We start from the raw sequence: 670 nt of genomic DNA, 5'->3' as shown, positions 1-670 counted from the left end.
CTGCTGCGCGGCATGCCCACCGGCGTCATGGGCCGTCGCGCCGGCGCCGCCGCGGGCTACTCCCACAAATACGGCTTTCGCTACAGCGTCCTAACCCGACCACCATCGGCCGGATAGGGAAAGGCCAGGTGAACGGAAGTTGTACACGAATGAACAGTCGGCACTAGGGAGGCGAGGCACCGCGTGACCCATTTAATCTCAGCAGTAAGCCACGCCTGCGGTAAGCCCACCGGCAAACCGTTCCTCGAAGGCCAGCGAGCCGAAACCAGGGAGGGATCTTAATGTCGTTTGTCACGACGCAGCCGGAGGCGCTGGCCGCGGCGGCGGGCGATCTACAAAGCATCGGTTCGGCGCTCAGTGCGCAGAACGCGGCGGCGGCGGCCCCGACGACGGGGGTCGTGCCGGCCGCAGCCGACGAGGTGTCGGCACTGACCGCGGCGCAGTTCTCTGCGCATGCGCAGATGTATCAGGCTGTGAGCGCCCAGGGCACGGCGATTCACGAGATGTTCGTCAACACCCTGAGGATGAGCTCGGGGTCCTACGCGGTGACTGAGGCGGCCAACGCGGCCGCGACGGGTTAAAGGAGCCAATGATGTTTGATTTTGGGGCGCTTCCGCCGGAGGTTAATTCGGCGCGGATTTATGCCGGTCCGGGGTCGGGGTCGTTGATG

The 670-nt window shown here is 65.2% G+C and carries 3 protein-coding genes; all 3 read left to right on the top strand.

Annotated features, from left to right (window positions below; genetic code table 11):
- Window positions 1-117: PPE family protein, SVP subgroup (locus tag A5681_RS28080; RefSeq protein ID WP_419866345.1), on the top strand; the 117-nt coding region annotated here is incomplete at its 5' end.
- Window positions 118-281: 164 nt separating this feature from the next.
- Complete coding sequence (locus A5681_RS22670; protein WP_067280791.1) at window positions 282-581, top strand: PE family protein; 300 nt, start codon at window positions 282-284, stop codon at window positions 579-581.
- A gap of 11 nt (window positions 582-592) precedes the next feature.
- Window positions 593-670: PPE domain-containing protein (locus tag A5681_RS27260; RefSeq protein ID WP_156737066.1), on the top strand; the 78-nt coding region annotated here is incomplete at its 3' end.

It is taken from the genome of Mycobacterium scrofulaceum (assembly GCF_001667885.1).
In the GTDB taxonomy this organism is placed as follows: domain Bacteria; phylum Actinomycetota; class Actinomycetes; order Mycobacteriales; family Mycobacteriaceae; genus Mycobacterium; species Mycobacterium scrofulaceum_C.
The sequence above is the reverse complement of the archived record's forward strand: the minus strand, read 5'-3'. Positions and strand labels throughout refer to the sequence as shown.

What these genes read in the sequence shown, in the direction of transcription:
- A5681_RS22670 (WP_067280791.1), top strand. Translation starts at nt 282, where the DNA reads ATGTCGTTTGTCACGACGCAGCCGGAGGCGCTGGCCGCGGCGGCGGGC.